Here is a 15,905-nt window from a genome sequence, read left to right as displayed (position 1 = left end):
GTCATGCTGGATCGGGCGCAATCGCTGGAACGGCTGGGCATCGAGCATCCGATCGTCCAGGCGCCCATGGCGGGCGGCGCCTCCACGCCGGCGCTGGCGGCGGCGGTGTCGGAGGCGGGCGGGCTCGGGTTCCTGGCCGCGGGCTACAAGAGCGCCGCCGCGGTACGGGAGGAGATCACCCAGACCCGGGCGCTGACCTCGCGTCCCTTCGGGGTGAACGTGTTCCTGCCCGCGGCGGACACGGTGGACGGCTCGGCCGTGCGGGCGTACTGGAAACATCTGCTGCCCGAGGCCGAACGGCTGGAGGTGGGGCCGGGAAGCCCGCCCGGTGATCGCACCGACGGCTGGGACGCCAAGATCGAGGATCTGCTGGCCGACCCGCCGCCCGTGGTGAGCTTCACCTTCGGCTGCCCGGACCTCGGCACGGTCTCGGAGTTCCAGGTCCAGGGCACATTCGTGATCGTCACCGTGACCACGCAGGACGAGGCCCTGTCCGCCGCCACCGCCGGTGCCGACGCGCTGTGCGTCCAGGGAGCGGAGGCCGGTGGCCACCAGGGGTCGTTCGTGAACGACACGGCCGGGACCCCGCTGCGGGAGCTGCTGCCCGCCGTCCGGACGATCACCACGGTGCCGCTGATCGCCGCCGGGGGCCTTGGAACGGGCGAGCACATCGCCGAGGTGATCGAACTGGGCGCCGACGCGGCACAGCTGGGGACCGCGTTCCTGCGCTGCCCCGAGAGCGGCGCGCATCCCGTCCACAAGGCGGCGCTGGCCGACCCCCGCTCCACCCAGACGGCGCTGACCAGGGCGTTCACCGGACGTCCCGCGCGGAGCCTGGTGAACAGGTTCGTCGAGCAATACGGGGAGCACGCGCCCGCAGCGTACCCGGACGTCCACTACCTCACCTCGCCGCTGCGCAGGTCCGCGGCCGAGCGGGAGGATCCGGACGCCATGAGCCTGTGGGCGGGAACCTCGTTCAGGCTCGCCGTGGACGCGCCCGCCGCCGAGATCGTCGCCACCCTGGCGGAGGGCGTCCAGCGCGCCTGACCGGGGGCTTTGCGACATCTTGGGAATACCGGGCCTTTCCCCGGGTACGCGCGGCTAACGAAGCCAGTCAGCCGAGACACCGGGGGAGCGAAACACGACGGCGTCCGTCCCGTACGGCGCGATACCCGCCCGACGCCCCGGAAGGAGAGACGAATGGCCGAACCGACACCCGCGGACGTCGAGCGGCTCTGGGAGCAGTTCCACCAGGTCGTCAACATGACCTCGGACGAGATCCGGGTGTGGCTGCTCACCGACGCCTCCAACGAGGACGGCGCGTTCTCCCCGGATCCGGACATGCACCTTCCGGAGCTCGGCACCCAGGTGGTGGAGGTGCTGCGGAAACGCAAGATGGACCTCACACCGCACGACACCGACGTGATGCGCCAGGTCGTGGACTACGTCGAGGACCGCACGGAGAATCCGCCTCCGAGCGCCGAGCGGAACGAGGAGTGGCGGCGGTCGCTGATGTCCGTCGGCCACGACCCGCTCAAACCCTGACCGCTCATCGAGCGGAATCGGAGGGAGTGGACATGCCGAATCCCCAGCAACGCGAGATCAGCCGGTCCGAGCGCACGGCCGTGAACGAGCAGCCCGCGCCCGAGGCCACCGACCCGAAGGCGACCCGCCAGAAGGGCCACGCCCACGGGACCGACAAGGGGAACAAGGGCGGCGGCAAGGGCGGCGGCGTACCGCCCGACCAGCAGTCGCCCTACCCTGGCTGAGCCTGTGGAAAGCGGGCCGCGCGAGATCGTCTCGCGCGGCCCGCGTGTCACGATCAAGGGACCTCGGTCTGCGAGCTGTACCCGTCGTCTTCGCCACCGGGGGTGTCGGCGGGGGCGTTCGGGGGGTCGGACGGACCGGGCTGGTGCTCCTCCGCGAAATCGGGCTCCTCTTCCTGCGGCGCGCCGCTCTCCGCCCGCCGATCCGCGAACGACTTCCTGTCGCTCTTCTCGGTCATAGGCAGCCGATACCCGTCGAACGCCGACCCAGTCGCCTACGATCCAGGCGTGCGGACCCTGGTGCTCTGGGACATCGACCACACGCTGATCAACGCGGGCGGCGTCGGCCGGGAACTGTACGCGGCGGTGTTCCAGCAGGTCATCGGGCGTCCCCTGGAGAGGCACGCGGAGATGGCGGGCCGCACCGACCGGGCGATCACCGCGGAGACGCTGCTCCTGCACGACATCGAGCCCACCGGCGACCTCATCACGACGTTCACCGCCCTGCTCGCCGAGTCGTTCGCGACGCGCCGCCACGAACTCGCCGTCCGGGGCCGCGTCCTCGCCGGAGCCCACGCCGCCCTGCGCGCCCTCGCCGACCGCCCGGACGTGGTCCAGTCCGTCCTCACCGGCAACATGGAGCCGATCGCGCGCTACAAGCTGCTGGCCTTCGGGCTGGACGGCTTCGTGGACTTCCAGGTCGGCGCCTACGGAATGGACGGCGTGGAACGTCACCCGCTGGTGAGGCTGGCCCGCGAGCGCGCCGAACGCAAGTACGGCCAGGTCTTCGACGAGTCCACGACCGTCCTGATCGGCGACACCCCGCACGACGTCCGAGCGGGCCACGAGGGCGGCGCGAGGGTCGTGGCCGTCGCCACCGGCTCCACCACGGCCTCCGCCCTCCGTGCCTGCGGCGCCGAACGGGTCATCCCCGACCTGACCGACACCGAGACCGTCCTGGAAGCCATCCTGACCCCCTAGCCCGGCCGGACCGCCGCTCGATCACCGCCCAGCATGGGGGGTCGGCGACACTGCGCACGGGTCTACTTGGAACCGGCGGGCATGGCGCGTGTTCGTGTGGCAGAGCGAGGTCGGTGGGCACGCGTGAGGTTGACGGTCGGGCCGGCCTACGGGGAGGTCACGGGGAGGACGGGTTGTGGAGGCGGGTGGCGGGGAGTTGGGTCAGGCGGGTCGTCGTGGTCGCCGGGTCGGAGATCAGGGCGGCGGGTTCGGTCTTGAGGAGGTCGGCCAGGGGGAGGACGGCGCAGAGCAGGGAGCTCGGGGTCCGGGTGATGATGAGGGGGCCCAGTTGGGCTCCGCCCTGGTCGATCTGCTTGAGGGCGCCGATGAGGTCTTGGACGGGGTCCAGGTCGGCGTCGTCGGCGGGTGGTGTGGAGAGGTCGCGGAGCAGGTCGAGGAAGTCGCGTTCCAGTTCGCGGGGGCTTCGACCGGTGAAGTAGTAGCGGGTCTGCCAGGCCGAGTCGCTGTCGGGCATGCGGTAGGCGGCGGGGGCGGTCAGTTCGACGCGCAGGCCGTACTGGGCGGCGAGGCGTTCGTAGGCGTGGGTGAGGTCCGGGCTCGGGCTGGCGGCGGAGCCGAGGGCGCCCGCGATCGTGTCGGCCGGGTCGGCGCCGAGGGACGTGGCCACGGACGCCTCAAGGCGGGCGACGAGATGGTCGCGGAGGCGGGTCACCTCGGTGTCGAGACGGTCGATGGCCTCGTTCTGCTGGTTGAGGCGGGCGTTGACCTCGGGCAGCATCCGATCGTTGATCTGGTCGATCAGGGAGCGGATCCGGGCGTCGGCCTCGATCACCGATTCGGCCTGTTTGGCCTGGGTGGACGCCAGGCGGGCGATCTGCTCGTCATGGGTGGCGTGGTGGTGTTCCAGCTCGCCGCGGACGCCCTCCAGGAGGCTCAGCCGCCTGCGCAGATCGGGGAGGTCCGGGACGGCGGGGCGCCTGCGGTCGAACGCCAGGTAGAGTTCGCGGCCGGCGATCGCCAGGCAGAGCAGGACCAGAATCCATGTCATGGGCACGACCCTCCGGATGAGTCCTGGCAGGCAGGATATTCACCCTGGTGGGGACGGGGCAGCCCAAAGCCCGGTTTGCGTGGCCGTGACGGGGTCAGCGGTTGAGGTAGGCCAGGACGGCGAGGACGCGGCGGTTGTCGTCGTCGGAGACGGCCAGGCCGAGCTTGTCGAAGATGTTGGCGGTGTGCTTGCTGATGGCCCGTTCGGTGACGACGAGCTGCTGGGCGATCGCGGCGTTGGAACGTCCCTGCGCCATCAGTTCGAGCACTTCGAGCTCGCGGGGGGTGAGGCGGGCCAGCGGTTGCTCGCGGGTGGTGCGGGCCACCAGCCGGGAGATGACCTCGGGATCCATCGCGGTGCCTCCGGCGGCGACCCTGCGGACGGAGTCGATGAACTGGGCGGCGTCGAACACCCGGTCCTTGAGCAGGTAGCCGATGCCGCCGGTGCCGTCGGCGAGGAGCTCGCGGGCGTAGAGCTGCTCGACGTACTGCGACAGCACCAGCACCGGCAGGCCCGGCACCTGGCGGCGCGCCTCCAGCGCGGCCTGTAGTCCCTCATCGGTGAAGGACGGCGGCAGCCGCACGTCGACCACCGCCACGTCGGGACGGTGGTCGAGCAGCGCCTTGATCAGCGACGGGCCGTTGTCGACGGCGGCGGCGATCTCGAAGCCGTGCGCCTCCAGCATGCTGACCAGGCCCTCCCGCAGGAGGGCCAGGTCCTCGGCCAGGACGACGCGCATCAGCGGCAGCTCACGGGTGGGACGTGGTACGCAGGTCGCACGGAACCTCCAGGGTGACGATGGTGGGGCCGCCGGGCGGGGAGCTCAGGGCCAGGACACCGTCGAAGGTACCGATCCGGCGTTCGACGCCGCGCAGCCCCGTACCGGCCTCCAGAGAGGCGCCGCCCTGCCCGTCGTCGGTGACGGTGGCGCGGAGGGTGCCGTCGTTGTGCGTGAGCTCCACCCACACGCGCCGGGCGCCGGAGTGCTTGGCGGCGTTGGTCAGCATCTCGCAGACCGCGAAGTAGACGGCGGACTCCACCGGCGCTTCGGGACGTCCCGGAAGCTCGACGGTCACCTCCACCGGCAGCGGGTGGTCGAGCGCGAGCGCCTTGACGGCGTCCCCGACGCCGCGGTCGGCCAGTACGGGCGGGTGGATGCCGCGGACGAGGTCGCGCAGCTCGGCGAGGGCCTTGGCGGACGACGCGCGGGTCTCGGCGAGCAGCAGCCGGGCCTTCTCCGGGTCCTTGTCGAGCAGGTGCTCGATCGCGCCGAGGCTCATGCCCATCGCGACGAGCCGGGCCTGGGCGCCGTCGTGCAGGTCCCGCTCGATGCGGCGCAGCTCGGCGGCGGAGGCGTCCACGGCGTCGTGCCGGGTCTCGGTCAGGTGCTGGACGCGCAGCGCCAGCCTCGCCTTCTCGGTCGGGCCGAGCAGCCAGCGGGCCCACCGGGCGTGGTAGTCGAGCATCGCGGGCCCGATCAGGAAGCCGATCGCGATGAAGAGGGTGCCGAGGACGGCGGTGCCGACGACCCGCTCGGGCTGCTGCGTGTAGTCCTGGCTGATCGGGATCATCGCGTACCAGTCCTGGGCGCCGATGTCGCCGAGCACGGCCCCGGCCCACATCGACAGCATCCATCCCCACACCCCGTACACGATGAGGAGGAACGGCAGCGCGCAGGTGAAGATGGCCACGATCGGCTCGCACATCAGGAACGAGTAGTCCCGCCAGGTGGCCGGGTCGGAGACGGCCCGCATGAAGCACCGCTGCGCGCGGCTCATGGTGGCGAAGCGCGGGTCCTTCTCGTGCGACAGGTAGGGACGTTCGATGCGGCGGCCGGTCCATTCGCCGATCCGGTCGCGGTAGACGTTGGTCATCCGGCGCTGGAGCCTCACGGCGGAGGGCATCATCGGGATGCCCAGCCCGATGCTGATCATCGACACGGCGGTGTTCATCCAGGCGACCACGGCCATCGTGGGGAACGAGAGCAGCCACAGCCGGAAGCCGCGCCACGGGGCCCGTGCCCGCGTGTCCAGCCAGGTCCGCCGGTCTTCCCGCGTCATGTCGCCTACCACCGGTTCCTCCGCACGTCGCCTGGGATCACGGAGTCCAGTCTTCGGCCGATCCCCGGCGTGCGCAGTGTGCCTTCATCCCCAATGGGGGTGTAGCCAGCTACACCTCCCGGCCACGCCCCCTGGCTCCACCATCGCACGCGAGAACGGTCAAAGGGAGACGAAGGTCATACCGCGTTTCTTGAGCTCCGGGATGACGTACCGCAAAGCCTTCAGCGTCTGGGACCGGTCACCGCCGCCGTCGTGGACGAGCAGGATGTTCCCGGCCTCGCATTTGAGCAGCGCCTTCCGGATGCGGCCGACCCCCGGGCGGGACCAGTCGCGGGGGTCCACCGCCCAGTCCAGCGGCAGCATGCCGTGTTCGGCGACGACGTCGAGCACCCGGGGCGTCCAGTTGCCGCCGGGGGCGCGGAAGAACGTGGGGACCACCCCGGAGACCTGCGCGATCCGGTCGTGCGCCTCGCCGATCTCCGTCTCCAGCCGCTTCCTGGACATCCCCCTGAAGGAGATCGGGTGGTTCATGGTGTGGTTGCAGATCTGGTGCCCGGCGTCCACGATCCGCCGCGTGATCTTGGGATACCGCTTGACCTGCGCGCCGATGGTGAAGAACGTGGCGCGTACGCCGTGTTCGTCCAGCAGGTCCAGGATCCGCGGGGTCCACCGGGGGTCGGGGCCGTCGTCGAGGGTGAGCGCGATCGATTCGCCGGGCGGCGGCGGGACGAGCTGCCGGAGGTCGCTGATGGGCTTCTTCGGCGTCGTCGCGGCGAGCCGTGCGGGCGTCCAGGACGCGGGGCGGGGCTTGGGCCGCCGGGGCGGCGTCGCGTGGGTGGCCGGGCGCACGACGAAGCGCGTCTGGTCGGCCATCCCGGCGCGGGACGGCGCCGCCGCGTCGGCCGCCAGAAGCGCCGCGCCGCCCACGCCCATCAACCAGAGGGCCCTGCGGCGGGTGATCAGTTCCGAACGGTCCAGCCGCAGGTCAGAGGGGTCCAAGCGGAGATCGAAGGGGTTCAGCCGCACATCAGAACGGTATCGGTGCGAGCGGGGTGATTGTGACGGAAGTGATCATAATCGGCCCCGACGCCGGTGGACCGAGGGGTGGTGGCGACGGGACGGCTTGGCGATCGTCGGAAGTGGTAGGGAGATCATATGGGCATCGACAGGGACGCGGTGGACGCGCTGGGCGACGAGGTTCTCGACTGGCGTTTCAAGGCGATACCCGCGTCCGCTTACGGAAGCACCGTCCGGGACTACGTGCGCGCACACCGGCCCTTGGACGAGTTCGGCACTCCCCTGCTGACGTTCGACGAGAGCGCGCTCAACCACAACGTGCGCCTGATGGCCGACTGGACGCGCGAGGCCGGGGTGGAACTCGCCCCGCACGGCAAGACGACGATGGCCCCGCAGCTATGGCTGCGGCAACTTGACGCGGGCGCCTGGGGCATCACCGTTGCGAACCTGCCTCAGGTGCGGGTGGCGCGGGCGTTCAAGGTGCGCCGCGTCCTGCTGGCCAACTCGCTGCTGGACGAGGCGGGCCTGGCATGGCTGGCGGGCGAACTCGAAAAGGAGCCGGAGTTCGACTTCCTGTGCTGGGTGGATTCGGTCCGTTCCGTGGAGTTGATGGACGAGGCGCTGCGCACTGCGCGCGCGCAGCGGGTGGTCGATGTGTGCGTGGAACTCGGCGGCCCTCATGGACGAACCGGCGTCCGGGATGAGAACGACGCCGTCACCGTGGCAGAGGCCGTCCGCAAGGCCGCGACGCTACGGCTGGTGGGCACCGCCGGTTACGAGGGTGCGCTCGCGCATGACTCGTCCAGCGAAGGGCTGGCCGCGGTCGACACCTACCTGCGGCGGCTGGCCGACCTGTACGGGCGGCTCTCGTACGAGACGGACGAGCCGGTGGTGACGGCGGGCGGCAGCTCGTACTTCGACCAGGTCGTGGACGCGCTGGGCGGGCTGGACGCAACGGTGGTGCTGCGGTCGGGCGCGTACATCATCCACGACGACGGCTTCTACCGGCAGATATCCCCGTTCGCCCGCACCCTCCCAGGCCCGGACCGGTTCAGGCCGGCGATGCACGGGTGGGCGCGCGTGGTGTCCCGTCCCGAACCGGGACTGGCGTTGCTGGACGCGGGCAAGCGCGACCTCCCGTTCGACGAGGACATGCCCATGCCGCAATTCGTCCGCGGCAGGGGCGCGCAACCGACGGCGGAGGCACGCATCACCGCCCTCAACGACCAGCATGCCTACCTGCGCGGCTCCCAGGCCGAGGTGGGTGAGGTCGTGCGGCTCGGCTTGTCGCATCCGTGCACCGCCTGCGACAAGTGGAACCTGATCCCGGTGGTGGACGACGCGGACGCGACCCATCCCGTAATCGTCGACCTGATCAGAACCTGGTTCTAAGCCGCCGGGGCGCGCCGTCTCAGATAGTGGCGCCGCCCCGCATCTTCGCTGTTCGTCGATGCCGCCGACCGGCCGCTCCATGGCCCGGTCCGGGCTCGGGACGGTCGCTCGAAGTGTCCTGTCCTTGACACTCCCGGCCCCGGAACGACCGTAGGCGCGGCCTCGGTGTCCGAAGGCATCTACTGGGGCGTCGTCCGGCACGAGTACGACGGGATCGTGGCCGACGCTTACACGCCCGACTTCAAGGTCACGGTCGCCGGCAGGCGTCACCAGGCGTTCGTGCACGTGCCGCCCGCGCTGGTGGCCGTGGACGTCCAGCAGGGGGTCCGGGAGACCTCCATCGCCTGACGCAAGGCAAGGCGGGGCGGCCCCAGGCCGCCCCGCCTTGCTTCGGGGTCAGGACTTGGTGAGGGTCAGGCCGCTCGCCGGGGCGACCGTGAGGGCGTCGGCGGCTTCGTCCAGGTCGACGACGACCTCGTCGCCGTCCTGGATGTGGCCCGACAGCAGCTCCTTGGCGAGCTGGTCGCCGATCGCGGTCTGCACGAGGCGGCGCAGCGGGCGCGCGCCGTACAGCGGGTCGTAGCCGGTCAGGGCCAGCCACTCGCGGGCCGCGTCGGTGACCGTGAGGGTCAGCCGGCGGTCGGCCAGGCGCTTGGCGAGGCGGTCGACCTGGAGGTCCACGATGCGGGTGAGCTCCCGGGTGGACAGGGCGTCGAAGAGGATGACGTCGTCGAGCCGGTTCAGGAACTCCGGCTTGAACGCGGCGCGCACCGCGTTCAGGACGGCGTCCCGCTTGGCGCCGTTCTCCAGCGTCGGGTCGACGAGGAACTGCGATCCCAGGTTGGAGGTGAGGATCAGGATCGTGTTCCGGAAGTCGACCGTGCGGCCCTGCCCATCGGTGAGCCGTCCGTCGTCGAGGACCTGCAGCAGGACGTCGAAGACCTCCGGGTGGGCCTTCTCCACCTCGTCCAGCAGGACCGCCGAGTACGGGCGGCGCCGGACGGCCTCGGTGAGCTGGCCGCCCTCCTCGTAGCCGACATAGCCGGGCGGGGCGCCGACCAGGCGGGCCACCGAGTGCTTCTCGGAGTACTCGCTCATGTCGATGCGCGTGATCGCCCGCTCGTCGTCGAACAGGAACTCGGCCAGGGCCTTGGCCAGCTCGGTCTTGCCCACGCCCGTGGGGCCGAGGAACAGGAACGAGCCGGTGGGGCGGTCGGGGTCGGCCACCCCGGCGCGCGCCCGGCGGACCGCGTCGGACACGGTGCGGACCGCGGCCTCCTGGCCGATCAGCCGCTTGCCGATCTCGTCCTCCATGCGCAGCAGCTTGGCCGTCTCGCCCTCCAGGAGCCGCCCGGCGGGGATGCCCGTCCAGGACGCGACCACGTCGGCCACGTCGTCCGGCCCGACCTCCTCCTTGACCATGGCGTCGCGCTGCCCGTCGGCCTGCTCGGCGGCCTCGTTGAGCTGCTTCTCCAGCGCGGGGATCTCGCCGTAGGTGAGCCGGGCGGAGGTCTCCAGGTCGCCGTCGCGCTGGGCGCGCTCGGCCTCGCCGCGGAGCTGGTCGATGCGCTCCTTGAGCTCGCCGACCCGGTTCAGCCCGGCCTTCTCCTGCTCCCACCGGCCGACCAGCGCGTTGAGCTGCTCCTGGCGGTCGGCGAGGTCGCGGCGCAGCCGCTCCAGGCGCTGCCTGGACGCCTCGTCGGTCTCCTTCGCCAGCGCCAGCTCCTCCATCCTGAGCCGGTCCACCGAACGCTCCAGCTCGTCGATCTCGACGGGACGCGAGTCGATCTCCATCCGCAGCCGGGACGCCGACTCGTCCACCAGGTCGATCGCCTTGTCCGGCAGGAACCTGGCGGTGATGTACCGGTCGGACAGGGTCGCGGCGGCGACCAGCGCCGAGTCGTTGATCTGCACCTTGTGGTGCGCCTCGTACCGGCCCTTGAGCCCGCGCAGGATCGCGATGGTGTCCTCGACCGTCGGCTCGCCCACGAACACCTGCTGGAACCGGCGCTCCAGGGCCGCGTCCTTCTCGATCCGCTCGCGGTACTCGTCCAGCGTCGTCGCGCCGATCATGCGGAGCTCGCCGCGGGCCAGCATCGGCTTGAGCATGTTGCCCGCGTCCATCGCGCCCTCGGCCGCGCCCGCGCCGACCACGGTGTGCAGCTCGTCGATGAACGTGACGATCCGCCCGTCGCTCTGCTTGATCTCGTTCAGGACGGCCTTGAGCCGCTCCTCGAACTCGCCGCGGTACTTGGCGCCCGCGACCATCGCGCCCAGGTCCAGCGCGACCAGCCGCTTGCCGCGCAGCGACTCGGGGACGTCGCCCGCCACGATCCGCTGCGCCAGGCCCTCCACCACGGCGGTCTTGCCGACGCCGGGCTCGCCGATCAGCACCGGGTTGTTCTTGGTACGCCGCGACAGCACCTGCACCACGCGCCGGATCTCGGTGTCCCGGCCGATCACCGGGTCGAGCCGGCCGTCGCGCGCCGCGGAGGTCAGGTCGATGCCGTACTTCTCCAGCGCCTGGTAGGTGTCCTCGGGGTTCTCGCTGGTCACGCGGGCGTGCCCGCGGACCCGCTCGAACGCCTCCAGCAGCGCCTGCGGGGTCGCGCCGAACTCCTTGAGCAGTCCCGCGACGGGACCGCCGTCCGCGGCCAGGCCGACCAGCAGGTGCTCGGTCGAGACGTACTCGTCCTCCAGTTGCTTGGCGCGGTTGGCCGCGGTGTTGAGCGCCACGATGAGCTGCCGCGACATCTGCGGGGACGACAGCGTCGAACCGGCCGCCTTCGGCATCGCCGACAGTTGCTCCTCGGCCCGGCGGCGCAGCGCCTGCCAGTCCGCGCCGACCGCCTCCAGCAGCGGGACGGCCGTGCCCTCGGGCAGGCCGATCAGCGCGACCAGGAGGTGCTGCGGCTCGACCTGCGGGTGACCCTCGGCGGCCGTCCTGCGGACGGCCACCGACACCGCCTCCTGGCTCTTCTGCGTCAGCTTGTAGTCCATATTCTCTTTTCCCCCGTCAATCCTTGCCGCGCCTCTCCTGCCACACCACGACGCTGGTGTGGCGGATCGGCACCAGATCGCCGCCCGGAGCGCCGGACGCGGCCTCCGGGGCCTCGCCCCGCCGACGCTGCTGCGCCAGCCGCGCCGCCACGGCCCGGGTGGACTCCAGCTCGTTGGCCAGGTCCTCCAGCGCGGCGTGCGCCTTGGCCAGTTGCTCGCGCAGCATGACGTTCTCGCGCTGGAGCTCCAGGATGTGCTTGATGCCGGACAGGTTGATGCCCTCTTCCTGGGAGAGCCGCTGGATCTCGCGGAGCATCACGATGTCCCGCATCGAGTAACGACGGCCACGGCCCGCGGCGCGGCCGGGCGACACCAGTCCCATCCGGTCGTAGGTGCGCAGCGTCTGCGGGTGCAGCCCCGAAAGCTGCGCCGCCACCGAGATCACGTAGACCGGGGTGTCGTCGCCGAACGGATCAGCGTTCATGACTGCCTACCTTTCTGGGGAGACGACCCCCCAGACCCCCCGGCAAGAGCCTTCGGCATCACGCCCTCACTCCTCCCGTGCCTTGGCCAGCAGCTCGCTGCGCAGGTCGTCCCCCGCCCCGCTCGCGCGCAGCCGCTCCAGGGCCTCGCGGGTCTGGTCGTCGACCTTCTGCGGCACCTGCACGTCCACCGTCACCAGCAGGTCGCCCTTGGTGCCGTCGCGGCGGGTCGCGCCACGGCCGCGGACGCGGAACGTGCGGCCGTTCGGCGTGCCCTCCGGCAGCCGCAGGGTCACCGGCTGCCCCTGGAACGTCGGCACCTTGATCTCGGCGCCGAGCGCCGCCTCCGGGAACGTCACCGGGACGGTCAAAGTCAGGTTGTCGCGGTCACGGCCGAACACCGGGTGCGGCTTCACCTTGATGTCCACGTACAGGTCGCCGGCCGGGCCGCCGTTCTCGCCCGGAGCGCCCTTGCCCTTGAGCCGGATCTTCTGGCCGTCGGCGACGCCCGCGGGGATCCGGGCCTGGATGGTACGGGTGCCGGTCGCGCGGCCACTGCCGTGGCAGGTCGGGCAGGGGTCGTCCACGACGAGCCCGCGGCCGCGGCACTCCCGGCACGGCTCCTGGAAGCCGAAACTGCCCAGGTTGCGGGTCTCGTGCCCGGTGCCCTCGCAGTTCGGGCAGACCCGCGGCACCGTGCCCGTCCTGGCCCCGGTGCCGCGGCAGCTCGGGCACGCGGCCTCGCTGGTCAGCTTGAGCGGCACCGTCACGCCGTTCATGGCCCGGCCGAACGACAGCGTCACCTCGGTCTCCACGTCCGCGCCCCGGCGGCCCCTGCGGGCACCGGCCGTGCGGGTACCGGCTCCGCCGCGACCGAACAGGCCGCCGAACAGGTCGCCGATCCGGTCGCCCGCGCCGCCCACGCCTCCGGTCCCGGACTGTCCGAAGAGGTCCCCCAGGTCGAACCCGAAGCCGCCCTGCTGGCCGCCGCGGAACCCCCGCGGCATCGCGCGGACCGCGTCGTACTCCTTGCGGCGCTTCTCGTCCGACAGGACGTCGTAGGCTTCGGACACCTCCTTGAAACGGTCCTCGGCGTCGCTGTCGCCCTTGTTGGCGTCCGGGTGGTACTTGCGGGCCAGTTTGCGGTACGACTTCTTGATCTCGTCCTGTGAGGCGTTCTTCGCGACACCGAGGACCTTGTAGTAGTCCTTTTCCAGGTAGTCCTTGGTGCTCACGGCGCCCCGCTCTCTGCTCGTGCCACTGCTTTATGGTGAAACGTCCAGGTCGTGCCTGGCGTCAGCTCATCTGTACCTCGGGCGGCCCCGCTCCGGAAGGCAGCGGGGCCACCGCGAGGGTCCGCCCTCACCGGCGGTCGCCGGGACGGGCGCCGGGTCGTGCGGGGCTCCGCCGGTCAGGCGTCGCCCTTCGGCCCATCGGTGTCCTGCTCACCGTCGGACGCGGCCTCCGCATCGGGCGCGGCCTCGGCCGCGGGCCCTGCGGCCTCCGCATCGGCGGCGGACTCGGCGTTCGGGTCCGGCTCGGCCACCGCGACCCTGGCGGGCCGCAGGATGCGCTCGCCGATCCGGTAGCCGGGCTGCAGCACGTCGGTGACGCTGGTCTCGGTCACCTCGGCCGAGTAGCCGTGCATCAGCGCCTCGTGCACGACCGGGTCGAAGGGCTCGCCCTTCTCGCCGAAGCGGGTGAGCCCGAGCTTGCCGGTCGTCGCCTCCAGCGACTCGGCCACCGACTTGAAGCCGCCGACCAGTTCGCCGTGGTCGCGTGCCCGGCCGATGTCGTCCAGTACGGGAAGCAGTTCGTTCAGTACGTTGGCCAGGGCCTGCTCGCGCACCGCGACCCGGTCCCGCTCGACCCGCTTGCGGTAGTTGTCGTACTCCGCCTTGAGCCGCTGCAGGTCCAGGGTGCGCTCGGCGAGCTGCGACTGGAGCGCGGCCACCTCCTCGCCGACCTCCTTCGCCGGTTCGCCGCCGGAGGCGGTCCCGCCGGACGGGCCGGGCGACGGCGGCGTGGCCGCCGTCTCCCTGACCTTGCCCGTCTCGGGATCGATGCGCCGCTTGTCGCGGATCACCGGTCCCTCACGCTCCTCGCCCTCGCCCTTGGTGGGAGGGGTCGTCACGCGGCACCGTCCTTCTTGTCCTTGTCGTCGTCCACGATCTCGGCGTCGACGACCTCGTCGTCCTGCCGGTCGTCGGCGCCCTGGGCGTCGGCCGTCGGGCCGGCGTCACCGGCCTGCGCACCGGCGTCGGCGTTCTGCGCGTACATCGCGGCGCCCATCTTCTGGCTGACCTGGGCCAGCCGTTCGGCGCTGGTACGGATCGCGTCGACGTCGGTGCCCTCCAGGTTCTTCTTGACCTCGGCCACCGCCTCCTCGACCTCGCTCTTGAGCTCCGCGGGAACCTTGTCCTCGTTCTCCCGCAGGAACTTCTCGGTCGAGTACGCCAGCGTGTCGGCCTGGTTGCGGACCTCGGCCTCCTCCTTGCGCCGCCGGTCCTCCTCGGCGTACTGCTCGGCGTCCCGCACCATCCGCTCGATGTCCTCCTTCGGCAGCGCCGAGCCGCCGGTGATGACCATCGACTGTTCGCGTCCGGTGCCCTGGTCCTTGGCCGAGACGTTGACGATGCCGTTGGCGTCGATGTCGAAGGTGACCTCGATCTGCGGCACGCCGCGCGGCGCCGGGGGAAGCCCGGTGAGCTGGAAGGTCCCCAGCTTCTTGTTGTAGGCGGCGATCTCCCGCTCGCCCTGGAAGACCTGGATCTCCACCGACGGCTGGTTGTCGTCGGCCGTGGTGAAGGTCTCCGAGCGCTTGGTGGGGATGGTGGTGTTCCGCTCGATGATCTTGGTGAAGATGCCGCCCTTGGTCTCGATCCCCAGCGACAGCGGCGTCACGTCCAACAGCAGGACGTCCTTGACCTCGCCCTTGAGCACACCGGCCTGCAAGCTGGCGCCGATCGCCACCACCTCGTCGGGGTTGACGCCCTTGTTCGGCTCCTTGCCCCCGGTCAGCTCCTTGACCAGATCCGACACCGCGGGCATCCGCGTGGACCCACCCACCAGCACCACCTGGGAGATGTCGCCCACACCGATCCCCGCATCCCGCAGCACCTGCTGGAACGGGCCACGCGTGCGCTCGAGCAGATCAGCGGTCATCCGCTGGAACTCCGCCCGCGTCAGCTTCTCGTCCAGATGCAGCGGACCCTCCGCCGACGCGGTGATGTACGGCAGGTTGATCTGCGTCTCCGACGACGACGACAGCTCGATCTTGGCCTTCTCCGCCGCCTCACGCAGCCGCTGCAAGGCCATCTTGTCCTTGCTCAGATCCACCCCGTTGGCGTTGCGGAACCGCTCCACCAGCCAGTCGACGACCTTGGAATCCCAGTCGTCACCACCCAGATGGTTGTCGCCCGAGGTGGCCTTGACCTCCACCACCCCGTCGCCGACCTCCAGCAGGCTGACGTCGAAGGTCCCCCCGCCCAGGTCGAACACCAGGATCGTGGCCTCGTTCTCCTTCTCCAGGTGATAGGCCAGCGCCGCGCTGGTGGGCTCGTTGATGATCCGCAGCACGTTCAGCCCGGCGATCTGCCCGGCCTCCTTGGTCGCCTGGCGCTGATGATCGGAGAAGTACGCCGGCACCGTGATCACCGCATCGGTCACCGGCTCACCCAGATACGCCTCGGCATCCCGCTTGAGCTTCTGCAGCACGAACGCGCTGATCTGCTGCGGCGTGAACGGCTTGCCGTCGATCGTGGTCTTCCAGTCGGTCCCCATCTCCCGCTTCACCGACCGGATGGTGCGGTCCACATTGGTCACCGCCTGCCGCTTGGCGACCTCACCGACCAGCACCTCACCGTTCTTGGCGAACGCCACCACCGACGGCGTGGTCCGCGACCCCTCCGCATTGGCGATCACCGTGGGCTCCCCGCCCTCCAGGATCGCGACGACCGAGTTGGTCGTCCCCAGGTCGATACCGACCGCACGTGCCATGTTCCTCGTCCTCCGTCGGGTCCGTTCTGCGGTATGTGGCTCCGGCCGGCGCCTCTGCCCGGACGCACGTCCAGGCCGGGAGGGCGGCCGGTCGAGTCTGCTGTGGGTCAGGGTGCCGCCCCCTGATCCCTGATGTCAAATCACTTGAGTCAGTTCGGCT

The 15,905-nt window shown here is 71.0% G+C and carries 16 protein-coding genes; 6 read left to right on the top strand and 10 right to left on the bottom strand.

The annotated features are described in order from the left end of the window. Positions 1-3 precede the first annotated feature (3 nt). The 3 genes from QSK21_RS29355 to QSK21_RS29345 all read left to right on the top strand — a co-directional run bounded on the left by QSK21_RS29355 (position 4) and on the right by QSK21_RS29345 (position 1,769). A complete protein-coding gene (locus QSK21_RS29355; RefSeq protein WP_285700659.1) occupies positions 4-1,047 on the top strand; it encodes an NAD(P)H-dependent flavin oxidoreductase in 1,044 nt (347 codons plus the stop codon). 153 nt (positions 1,048-1,200) lie between these two features. Next, positions 1,201-1,545: a DUF3140 domain-containing protein gene (locus QSK21_RS29350; RefSeq protein WP_285700658.1), complete on the top strand. Its 345-nt coding sequence runs from the start codon at positions 1,201-1,203 to the stop codon at positions 1,543-1,545. A gap of 32 nt (positions 1,546-1,577) precedes the next feature. Then, positions 1,578-1,769 carry a hypothetical protein gene (locus QSK21_RS29345; RefSeq protein WP_285700657.1) on the top strand — a complete coding sequence of 64 codons (192 nt, stop codon included), beginning with the start codon at positions 1,578-1,580 and terminating at the stop codon, positions 1,767-1,769. 53 nt (positions 1,770-1,822) lie between these two features. On the opposite strand, the gene QSK21_RS29340 is transcribed toward QSK21_RS29345, so the two are convergent. Further along, complete coding sequence (locus tag QSK21_RS29340; RefSeq protein ID WP_285700655.1) at positions 1,823-2,005, bottom strand: hypothetical protein; 183 nt, start codon at positions 2,003-2,005, stop codon at positions 1,823-1,825. 49 nt (positions 2,006-2,054) lie between these two features. Here QSK21_RS29340 and QSK21_RS29335 point away from each other — a divergent pair, with 49 nt between their 5' ends. Continuing rightward, positions 2,055-2,747 carry a haloacid dehalogenase-like hydrolase gene (locus QSK21_RS29335; protein WP_285700653.1) on the top strand — a complete coding sequence of 231 codons (693 nt, stop codon included), beginning with the start codon at positions 2,055-2,057 and terminating at the stop codon, positions 2,745-2,747. Between the two features lie 157 nt (positions 2,748-2,904). Here the strand turns inward: QSK21_RS29335 and QSK21_RS29330 are convergent, their stop codons facing one another. From QSK21_RS29330 to QSK21_RS29315, 4 genes are all read right to left on the bottom strand, one after another. After that, entirely contained in the window at positions 2,905-3,795 is an 891-nt protein-coding gene (locus QSK21_RS29330) for a hypothetical protein (protein WP_285700651.1), read from the bottom strand. Positions 3,796-3,889: 94 nt separating this feature from the next. Further along, positions 3,890-4,534: a LuxR C-terminal-related transcriptional regulator gene (locus QSK21_RS29325; RefSeq protein WP_285700649.1), complete on the bottom strand. Its 645-nt coding sequence runs from the start codon at positions 4,532-4,534 to the stop codon at positions 3,890-3,892. A gap of 10 nt (positions 4,535-4,544) precedes the next feature. Then, complete coding sequence (locus QSK21_RS29320; protein WP_285700647.1) at positions 4,545-5,855, bottom strand: sensor histidine kinase; 1,311 nt, start codon at positions 5,853-5,855, stop codon at positions 4,545-4,547. A gap of 159 nt (positions 5,856-6,014) precedes the next feature. Beyond that, positions 6,015-6,881 (bottom strand): polysaccharide deacetylase family protein, encoded by an 867-nt coding sequence (locus QSK21_RS29315; RefSeq protein ID WP_285700645.1) that lies wholly within the window; start codon positions 6,879-6,881, stop codon positions 6,015-6,017. 129 nt (positions 6,882-7,010) lie between these two features. Here QSK21_RS29315 and QSK21_RS29310 point away from each other — a divergent pair, with 129 nt between their 5' ends. Continuing rightward, complete coding sequence (locus QSK21_RS29310; RefSeq protein WP_285700644.1) at positions 7,011-8,264, top strand: amino acid deaminase; 1,254 nt, start codon at positions 7,011-7,013, stop codon at positions 8,262-8,264. Positions 8,265-8,429: 165 nt separating this feature from the next. Beyond that, the gene (locus tag QSK21_RS29305; protein ID WP_285700643.1) at positions 8,430-8,612 is read left to right on the top strand and encodes a hypothetical protein; all 183 of its coding nucleotides are present in this window, start codon (positions 8,430-8,432) and stop codon (positions 8,610-8,612) included. Between the two features lie 48 nt (positions 8,613-8,660). Here QSK21_RS29305 and clpB read toward each other — a convergent pair whose 3' ends face one another. From clpB to dnaK, 5 genes are all read right to left on the bottom strand, one after another. Next, positions 8,661-11,264 (bottom strand): ATP-dependent chaperone ClpB, encoded by a 2,604-nt coding sequence (gene clpB / locus QSK21_RS29300; protein ID WP_285700641.1) that lies wholly within the window; start codon positions 11,262-11,264, stop codon positions 8,661-8,663. A gap of 16 nt (positions 11,265-11,280) precedes the next feature. Further along, positions 11,281-11,748, bottom strand: coding sequence for a heat shock protein transcriptional repressor HspR (locus QSK21_RS29295; protein ID WP_285700638.1), 468 nt, complete (start codon positions 11,746-11,748; stop codon positions 11,281-11,283). A 66-nt stretch (positions 11,749-11,814) separates the two neighbouring features. Continuing rightward, complete coding sequence (gene dnaJ / locus QSK21_RS29290; RefSeq protein WP_285700636.1) at positions 11,815-12,981, bottom strand: molecular chaperone DnaJ; 1,167 nt, start codon at positions 12,979-12,981, stop codon at positions 11,815-11,817. Positions 12,982-13,157: 176 nt separating this feature from the next. Continuing rightward, positions 13,158-13,880, bottom strand: a complete 723-nt coding sequence (gene grpE, locus QSK21_RS29285; RefSeq protein ID WP_285700634.1) for a nucleotide exchange factor GrpE — start codon at positions 13,878-13,880, stop codon at positions 13,158-13,160. After that, positions 13,877-15,745 carry a molecular chaperone DnaK gene (dnaK, locus tag QSK21_RS29280; protein ID WP_285700632.1) on the bottom strand — a complete coding sequence of 623 codons (1,869 nt, stop codon included), beginning with the start codon at positions 15,743-15,745 and terminating at the stop codon, positions 13,877-13,879. The genes grpE and dnaK overlap by 4 nt, the downstream gene beginning before the upstream one ends. Between the last annotated feature and the right edge of the window lie 160 nt (positions 15,746-15,905).

Origin of the sequence: Actinomadura sp. NBRC 104412, assembly GCF_030269515.1 — a bacterium.
Classification (GTDB): Bacteria; Actinomycetota; Actinomycetes; order Streptosporangiales; family Streptosporangiaceae; genus Spirillospora.
The sequence above is the reverse complement of the archived record's forward strand: the minus strand, read 5'-3'. Positions and strand labels throughout refer to the sequence as shown.

Excerpts from the sequence above, each read along its gene's own strand:
- QSK21_RS29355 (WP_285700659.1), top strand. The coding sequence starts at position 4 with ATGCTGGATCGGGCGCAATCGCTGGAACGGCTGGGCATCGAGCATCCG.
- QSK21_RS29350 (WP_285700658.1), top strand. The coding sequence starts at position 1,201 with ATGGCCGAACCGACACCCGCGGACGTCGAGCGGCTCTGGGAGCAGTTC.
- QSK21_RS29345 (WP_285700657.1), top strand. The coding sequence starts at position 1,578 with ATGCCGAATCCCCAGCAACGCGAGATCAGCCGGTCCGAGCGCACGGCC.
- QSK21_RS29340 (WP_285700655.1), bottom strand. The coding sequence starts at position 2,005 with ATGACCGAGAAGAGCGACAGGAAGTCGTTCGCGGATCGGCGGGCGGAG.
- QSK21_RS29330 (WP_285700651.1), bottom strand. The coding sequence starts at position 3,795 with ATGACATGGATTCTGGTCCTGCTCTGCCTGGCGATCGCCGGCCGCGAA.
- QSK21_RS29325 (WP_285700649.1), bottom strand. The coding sequence starts at position 4,534 with ATGCGCGTCGTCCTGGCCGAGGACCTGGCCCTCCTGCGGGAGGGCCTG.
- QSK21_RS29320 (WP_285700647.1), bottom strand. The coding sequence starts at position 5,855 with ATGACGCGGGAAGACCGGCGGACCTGGCTGGACACGCGGGCACGGGCC.
- QSK21_RS29310 (WP_285700644.1), top strand. The coding sequence starts at position 7,011 with ATGGGCATCGACAGGGACGCGGTGGACGCGCTGGGCGACGAGGTTCTC.
- clpB (WP_285700641.1), bottom strand. The coding sequence starts at position 11,264 with ATGGACTACAAGCTGACGCAGAAGAGCCAGGAGGCGGTGTCGGTGGCC.
- QSK21_RS29295 (WP_285700638.1), bottom strand. The coding sequence starts at position 11,748 with ATGAACGCTGATCCGTTCGGCGACGACACCCCGGTCTACGTGATCTCG.
- dnaK (WP_285700632.1), bottom strand. The coding sequence starts at position 15,745 with ATGGCACGTGCGGTCGGTATCGACCTGGGGACGACCAACTCGGTCGTC.